This window comes from Micromonospora sp. ATA51 (assembly GCF_016802855.1).
Classification (GTDB): domain Bacteria; phylum Actinomycetota; class Actinomycetes; order Mycobacteriales; family Micromonosporaceae; genus Micromonospora; species Micromonospora sicca.
This window is the reverse complement of record NZ_JAEVHJ010000355.1, coordinates 1-6,572: the sequence shown is the minus strand read 5'-3', so window position 1 is coordinate 6,572 and position 6,572 is coordinate 1. Positions and strand designations below refer to the sequence as shown.

General features: G+C 72.6%; 8 protein-coding genes. 5 read left to right on the top strand and 3 right to left on the bottom strand.

Going from position 1 to position 6,572, the window contains the following annotated elements; all coding sequences use genetic code 11:
* Positions 1-31: 31 nt before the first annotated feature.
* Positions 32-640 (bottom strand): IS607 family transposase, encoded by a 609-nt coding sequence (locus tag JNW87_RS32775; RefSeq protein ID WP_238455015.1) that lies wholly within the window; start codon positions 638-640, stop codon positions 32-34.
* A 317-nt stretch (positions 641-957) separates the two neighbouring features.
* On the opposite strand from JNW87_RS32775, the gene JNW87_RS32770 reads away from it, so the two are divergent.
* Positions 958-1,365: a nuclear transport factor 2 family protein gene (locus JNW87_RS32770; protein ID WP_238455014.1), complete on the top strand. Its 408-nt coding sequence runs from the start codon at positions 958-960 to the stop codon at positions 1,363-1,365.
* Here the strand turns inward: JNW87_RS32770 and JNW87_RS32765 are convergent.
* On the bottom strand, positions 1,311-1,829 hold the full coding sequence (locus tag JNW87_RS32765; RefSeq protein WP_109800625.1) for a DUF6232 family protein: 519 nt from the start codon (positions 1,827-1,829) through the stop codon (positions 1,311-1,313). The two genes, JNW87_RS32770 and JNW87_RS32765, sit on opposite strands and share 55 nt — an antisense overlap.
* Before the next feature lie 96 nt (positions 1,830-1,925).
* On the opposite strand from JNW87_RS32765, the gene JNW87_RS32760 reads away from it, so the two are divergent.
* From JNW87_RS32760 to JNW87_RS32745, 4 genes are all read left to right on the top strand, one after another.
* The gene (locus JNW87_RS32760) at positions 1,926-2,699 is read left to right on the top strand and encodes an enoyl-CoA hydratase/isomerase family protein (protein ID WP_238455013.1); all 774 of its coding nucleotides are present in this window, start codon (positions 1,926-1,928) and stop codon (positions 2,697-2,699) included.
* A gap of 102 nt (positions 2,700-2,801) precedes the next feature.
* The gene (locus tag JNW87_RS32755) at positions 2,802-4,424 is read left to right on the top strand and encodes an acetolactate synthase (RefSeq protein WP_109800623.1); all 1,623 of its coding nucleotides are present in this window, start codon (positions 2,802-2,804) and stop codon (positions 4,422-4,424) included.
* 149 nt (positions 4,425-4,573) lie between these two features.
* On the top strand, positions 4,574-5,548 hold the full coding sequence (locus tag JNW87_RS32750; protein WP_109800622.1) for an ATP-binding cassette domain-containing protein: 975 nt from the start codon (positions 4,574-4,576) through the stop codon (positions 5,546-5,548).
* On the top strand, positions 5,545-6,357 hold the full coding sequence (locus JNW87_RS32745; protein ID WP_109800621.1) for an ABC transporter permease: 813 nt from the start codon (positions 5,545-5,547) through the stop codon (positions 6,355-6,357). The genes JNW87_RS32750 and JNW87_RS32745 overlap by 4 nt, the downstream gene beginning before the upstream one ends.
* Here JNW87_RS32745 and JNW87_RS32740 read toward each other — a convergent pair.
* A partial coding sequence (locus JNW87_RS32740) for a hypothetical protein (RefSeq protein ID WP_238455012.1) occupies positions 6,341-6,572 on the bottom strand: 232 nt, incomplete at its 5' end. The genes JNW87_RS32745 and JNW87_RS32740 overlap by 17 nt on opposite strands.

Here is a 6,572-nt window from a genome sequence, read left to right as displayed (position 1 = left end):
GTCGCGGTCGACGTCAACACGGAGCCAGCCACTACCCCACGCCTTTACCCGCGGCCGCCAGCAGTCGCCGCTTGGCCTCACGCGACCGCAGGCCGTACATCCGGCCGGCGAACATGGCGACCAGAGACATGAAGTCGTCCAGGAGTTCCTCGACCCCACCGGCCGAACCCTTCGCGTGCAGCACCTCGACGGTCACCCCGTCACGGGCGAGCAGAGCGGTCAGCCACGCCGTGCCGAACCGCGCCAACCGGTCGCGGTGGGTCACTCTTACCACAGTGAACTCGCCGGCCGCCGCACCCTTCAACAGCCGGGCAAGTCCGGGCCGGTTCTCCCGCAGCCCAGACGCCTTGTCCTTGAACACCGCCACGACTTCGGCGGCAGCAGTAGCCCGCAGTTCCGCCTCTTGGGCCACCAGCGACGTCTCCTGGCCAGACGTACCCGACACCCGCACATACAACGCCTCACGGCGCGGCCGTTCCGCCTCACCCCGTCCAACGAACGCATCGAGCAACGCAGAGTCGAACCGACGCTCCCGACCAACCCACGTCACCGCCACCCGTCCCTCATCCGCCCACCGGCGCAGCGTCACAGGATGCACACCGATGTACTCAGCGGCCGGACCCAGACGCAGCAACGACATGATCAAGAACGTACCACATAGGTTCGCTTAGTTAATCAGCCAACACTTGCACACCCTAACCATCCGCGCTCATGTCCGCGCCGTGCCGGTGGCGTCCCCGCCCGCCGCCCCTCGACTGGTCGGCCGCCGGATGTCCTGCCACGACGCTACGAAGCTGATGTCGTGGATGAATCGCGGCCGGGTGGTGGTGCACCCGGGGGCTGGCCCCACGGATGATTCGCTGACGTCATCAGCTTCGTAGACGGCAAGCGGAGGGTGGGCGGTGTGCAGCCGTCGCTGCCGGCGCGGAGGCCTCGGCCGGCGTACGGTCGGGGCGCATGGGGGCCGATGAGCGGGAGCGCAACGTCGAGGTGGTCCGGCGGTACCTGCGGACCTTCGTCACCAAGGACCTCGCCGAGCTGGCCGAGGTGGTCGCCGAGGACGTGCAGATCTACGGCTCCGGCGCGGCGGTGCAGGGCCGGCACTACGTCGAGGGCGCCGTCTCCTCGCCCGGCCTGACCGTGCTCGACCAGCGGATCGTCGAGCTGCTCGCGGTCGACGACCGGGTGGTCGTCTCGTTCGCGCAGACGTACCGGCGGGACGCGACCGGGGCGACCACGGTGCAGAGCGCCTGCAAGATGTACCGGCTGGCCGGCGGGCGGATCGTCCAGTTCTGGGGCGAGCAGGACACCTACGGCCTGCTGCGCGGCCTCGGGCTGCTGCCGGACGAGTCGATCGCCTTCTGACGGACGGGGGTCGGCGCGGACTCCATCGCCCGCTGCACGGCCCGGTAGATCTGGCCGAAGCGCAGCGCGTCGCCGGTGCGCAGCAGTCGCACCGGGTGGCCGCGCCAGCGGGCCCACATCTCCCATTGCCGGGCGCCCCGGGCGTACGAGCGGTCCAGGTGTTCGAAGAGGAAGTCGGCGAGCGGCCCGACCCCGAGCCCGACCAGCACCGACGCCCCGACGATGGCGAGCGTGACGGTCGGCGAGCGGTGCAGCACGACCGCCAGCCCGACGCCGAGCAGGGCGGCGACCAGCGGCCCGGCCAGCGCGGCGCCGATCGCGCCCCGGCCGGCGAGCACCCGCCAGGAGCGGCTGCCCCGCCGGTGCCACACCATGCTGAGTTCCGCGAGCGGGAAGGTCCGGCCGTCCACCCGGATGGCGGTGGAGGTGACCTGCACCGACCTGTCGTCGTAGTACGTGATCATGGCCTGACTCCCGGTGGCGGGGCGGACACCAGACTACTTACCCCAACGACCGGTCGTAAGGTTGGCACGCGACTTCGACGAGGAAGTGAGGGCAGCGTGGGCGAGTTCGTTCGGCTGGAGACCAAGGACGGCATCGGCACCATCCGGCTGGAGCGGCCGCCGATGAACGCGCTGAACACCCAGGTGCAGGAGGAGTTGCGCGCCGCCGCGGCCGCCGCCACCGCCGACCCGGAGGTCCGCGCGGTCATCGTGTACGGCGGGGAGAAAGTCTTCGCCGCCGGCGCGGACATCAAGGAGATGGCCGACATGTCCTACGTGGACATGGCGGAGCGGGCCGCCGACCTGTCCAGCGCGCTGGGCGCGATCGCCCGGATTCCCAAGCCGGTGGTCGCCGCGATCACCGGGTACGCCCTCGGTGGCGGCTGCGAGCTGGCCCTGGCCTGCGACTGGCGGGTGGTGGCCGAGGATGCCAAGCTCGGCCAGCCGGAGATCAAGCTCGGCATCATCCCGGGCGCGGGGGGCACTCAGCGGCTGGCCCGGCTGGTCGGCCCGGCCCGCGCCAAGGACCTGATCATGTCCGGCCGGATGGTCGACGCGGTGGAGGCGCTGCGGATCGGCCTGGCCGACCGGGTGGCCCCGGCCGCCGAGGTGTACGACACCGCCGTCGCGCTGGTGAAGCCGTACCTGACCGGCCCGGTGCAGGCCCTGCGGGCGGCCAAGCAGGCCGTCGACGGCGGCCTCGACATGGACCTCAACTCCGGCCTGGCCTGGGAGAGCCAGCTCTTCGCGGCACTCTTCGCCACCGACGACCGGCGCGAGGGCATGGCCGCGTTCGTCGAGAAGCGCAAGCCGGGCTTCACCGGCCGCTGAGCCCGGTCCGGGTCGCGGAGAGCCGCCGACCCGAGAGCGGTTCACATTCCGCCTACCGGCCAGTAGCCTGTGACACCGGTCATGTGACGAAGGGAAGCGGCGATGACGGAACGGGTCGAGGGTCACGGCGGAGAGTTGGCGCTGGCGGCGCTGCGCGCGCACGGCGTACGGGAGATGTTCACCCTCTCCGGCGGGCACGTCTTCCCGCTCTACGACGCCGCGCACAAGACCGGCTTCCCCATCTACGACGTCCGGCACGAGCAGTCGGCGGTCTTCGCCGCCGAGGCGGTGGCCAAGCTCCAGCGCCGGCCCGGCCTGGCCGTGCTCACCGCCGGCCCCGGCGTCACCAACGGCGTCTCCGGCCTGACCAGCGCGTTCTTCAACGCCTCCCCGGTGCTGGTGTTGGGGGGCCGGGCCCCGCAGTTCCGCTGGGGCTCGGGCAGCCTCCAGGAGATGGACCATCTGCCGCTGGTCGCCCCGGTCACCAAGCACGCCGAGACGGTGTTCAGCGCCGACGACATTCCGCGCGCGGTCACCGCCGCCCTCACCGCGGCGCTCACCCCGCACCGCGGCCCGGCCTTCCTCGACTTCCCCCTGGAGGCGGTCTTCTCGGTCGGCGACGCGGAACTGCCGGCGGTGTCGCCGATCGCCCCGATCGAGGCCGACCCGGACGAGGTGGCGAAGGCCGCCGGCCTGATCGCCGCCGCCGGCCGACCGGTGATCATCGCCGGCTCCGACGTGTACGCCGGCGACGCGGTCGACGCCCTGCGCGCCGCCGCCGAGGCGCTCGCAGTGCCGGTCTTCACCAACGGCATGGGGCGCGGCGCGCTGCCGCCCACCCACCCGCTCGCCTTCGCCAAGGCCCGCCGGGTCGCGCTGAAGGAAGCGGACGTGGTCGTGGTGGTCGGCACCCCGCTGGACTTCCGGCTCGGCTTCGGCGACTTCGGCGACGCCAAGGTCGTGCACGTCGTCGACGCGCCCAGCCAGCGCGCCGGGCACGTGCAACCCGCCGCCGCCCCCGCCGGCGACCTGCGGCTCATCCTCACCGCGTTCGCGGAGCACCCCGGCGACCGGGCCGACCACGCCGACTGGATCGCCCAGCTCCGGGTCGCCGAGGACGCCGCCAAGGTCCGCGACGCCGAGGAGATGGCCGCCGAGACCGACCCGATCCGGCCCGCCCGGATCTACGGCGAGCTGCGCAAGGCCCTCGCCCCCGACGCCATCACCATCGGCGACGGCGGCGACTTCGTCTCGTACGCCGGCCGCTACCTGGAGCCGGCGCAGCCCGGCACCTGGCTCGACCCCGGCCCGTACGGCTGCCTCGGCACCGGCATGGGCTACGCGATGGGCGCCCGGGTCAGCCACCCCGACCGGCAGATCTGCGTGCTGATGGGCGACGGCGCGGCCGGCTTCTCGCTGATGGACGTCGAGTCCCTGGCCCGCCAGCAGCTCCCGGTGGTCATCGTGGTCGGCAACAACGGCATCTGGGGCCTGGAGAAGCACCCGATGCGGGCCATGTACGGCTACGACGTCGCCGCCGACCTCCAGCCCGGGCTGCGCTACGACAAGGTGGTCGAGGCGCTCGGCGGCGCGGGCGAGACGGTGGAGAAGGCCGCCGACCTCGCCCCGGCCCTGACCCGCGCGTTCGACTCCGGCGTGCCGTACCTGGTCAACGTGCTGACCGACCCGGCGGACGCGTACCCCCGCTCGTCGAACCTGGCCTGACCCCGACCCTGCCACCGCCGTCGCCGGGTGACCGGCGGCGGCGGTCGTTTTTCTGTTCGCAGCAAAATCAGCGGAATGTCAGCGGGTGTCGACGTAACGTCAGCGCCGTCGCTCATCGTGGGGTGGCCAGCGATACGACGGGAGTTCCGATGACATACGCGATCCAGGCGGAGGGTCTGGTCCGCCGCTTCGGCGCGACCACCGCCCTCGCCGGAGTCGACCTCGCCGTCCCCACCGGGACGGTCTTCGGTCTGCTCGGGCCGAACGGGGCGGGCAAGACCACCGCGGTACGGGTGCTCGCCACCCTGCTCGCCGCCGACGAGGGGCACGCCACGGTGGGCGGGTACGACGTCCGCCGCGATGCCCACCGGGTCCGCCAGTTGATCGGCCTGACCGGCCAGTACGCCTCGGTCGACGAGACGCTGACCGGCACCGAGAACCTGCTGCTGATCGGCCGGCTGCTCGGGATGCGCCGGGCCGACGCCCGGGTCCGCGCCCGGCAACTGCTCGCCGACTTCCAGCTCAGCGACGCCGCCGACCGGGCGGCCAAGACGTACTCGGGCGGCATGCGCCGCCGCCTGGACCTGGCCGCCAGCCTGGTGGGCCGGCCGCAGGTGCTCTTCCTCGACGAGCCGACCACCGGGCTCGACCCGCGCAGCCGCAACGAGCTGTGGGACATCGTCCGGGGCCTGGTCGCCGACGGGGTGACCGTGCTGCTGACCACCCAGTACCTGGAGGAGGCCGACCTGCTGGCGAGCGAGATCGCCGTGGTCGACCACGGCCAAGTCATCGCCCAGGGCACCCCGGAGGAGCTGAAGGCCAAGACCGGCGGGCAGATCCTGACGGTCCGGCCGGCGGACGCCGGCGACCTGCCGACCGTGGTGTCCATCGCCGCGGAGGTCGCCGGGGCGACCCCCGAGGTCGCCCAGACCACCGTCACCGTGCCGGTGAACGACCCCGGCGTGTTGCCCGCCGTGGTGCGCCGGCTCGACCAGGCCGAGATCACGGTCGCCGAGCTGGCCCTGCGCGGCTCCAGCCTGGACGAGGTCTTCCTCTCCCTGACCGGCCACCGGGCCGAGCAGGACGGCCGCTCCGACGTTGAACTGGAATGGATGCCAGCATGACCGCCGCCACCCTCACCGCCGCCCCGCTGGCCCCGGCCCGCCGGCCGGGCCTCGCCGCCGGGCTGCGGCACACCCTCACCCTGGCCTGGCGCAGCCTGGTGCAGATCAAGCACAACCCGATGGAGCTGCTCGACCTGAGCATCCAGCCGGTGATGTTCGTGCTGCTCTTCACGTACGTCTTCGGCACGGCGATCTCCGGCTCCCCGGGCGACTACCTGCAGTTCGCGTTGCCTGGGATCATCGTGCAGAACGCCCTCTTCGCCACCATGACCACCGGGTTCGGGCTCAACAACGATCTGACCAAGGGGGTCTTCGACCGGCTGCGCGCGCTGCCGATCGCCCGCTGGTCTCCGCTGGCCGGCCGGATCCTCGCCGACACGGTCAAGCAGGCGTGGTCGGTGTCGCTGCTGGTCGGGGTCGGTGCGATCCTCGGCTTCCGGCTGGGCAACGGGGTGGTCGGCCTGCTCGGCGCGTTCGTCCTGCTGCTCGCCTTCTCGCTGGCCGCCTCGTGGATCTCGGTGCTGGTCGGGGTGCTGGTCAGCGAGCCGGAGAAGGTGCAGATCTTCGGCTTCATGGTGATCTTCCCGCTGACCTTCACCAGCAACGTCTTCGTACCTACCGACCGGATGCCGGGCTGGCTGCAGAACTGGGTCGAGGTCAACCCGGTGACCATCCTCGCCGACGCGCTGCGTGGCCTGCTGGTCGGCGGCCCGGTGGCCGGGCCGGTCGTCCAGTCGCTGATCTGGGCCGTCGTACTCGCCGCCGTGTTCGCCCCGCTCGCCGTGCGGGCGCTCAGGCGTCGAGTGTGAGCCGGACCGCCTCCGCGGCGGTCTCCAGCCGACAGCCCAGCCCGCCCGCGTACGCCTCGGCGAAGGCCTCCTCGCCGAGCGCGTCGCGGGCGGCGGCCTCCACCCGGGGCCGGTCCAGCACCGAGTGGTCCGGGCCGCCCCGCACCCCGCCGCCGCGCCGAGCCAGCCGGGCCGCGGCGGCCCGGTCGGCCCAGCCGCAGTGCCGAGTCGGCGAC

Excerpts from the sequence above, each read along its gene's own strand:
- JNW87_RS32755 (WP_109800623.1), top strand. The coding sequence starts at position 2,802 with ATGACGGAACGGGTCGAGGGTCACGGCGGAGAGTTGGCGCTGGCGGCG.
- JNW87_RS32750 (WP_109800622.1), top strand. The coding sequence starts at position 4,574 with ATGACATACGCGATCCAGGCGGAGGGTCTGGTCCGCCGCTTCGGCGCG.
- JNW87_RS32745 (WP_109800621.1), top strand. The coding sequence starts at position 5,545 with ATGACCGCCGCCACCCTCACCGCCGCCCCGCTGGCCCCGGCCCGCCGG.
- JNW87_RS32765 (WP_109800625.1), bottom strand. The coding sequence starts at position 1,829 with ATGATCACGTACTACGACGACAGGTCGGTGCAGGTCACCTCCACCGCC.
- JNW87_RS32775 (WP_238455015.1), bottom strand. The coding sequence starts at position 640 with ATGTCGTTGCTGCGTCTGGGTCCGGCCGCTGAGTACATCGGTGTGCAT.
- JNW87_RS32770 (WP_238455014.1), top strand. The coding sequence starts at position 958 with ATGGGGGCCGATGAGCGGGAGCGCAACGTCGAGGTGGTCCGGCGGTAC.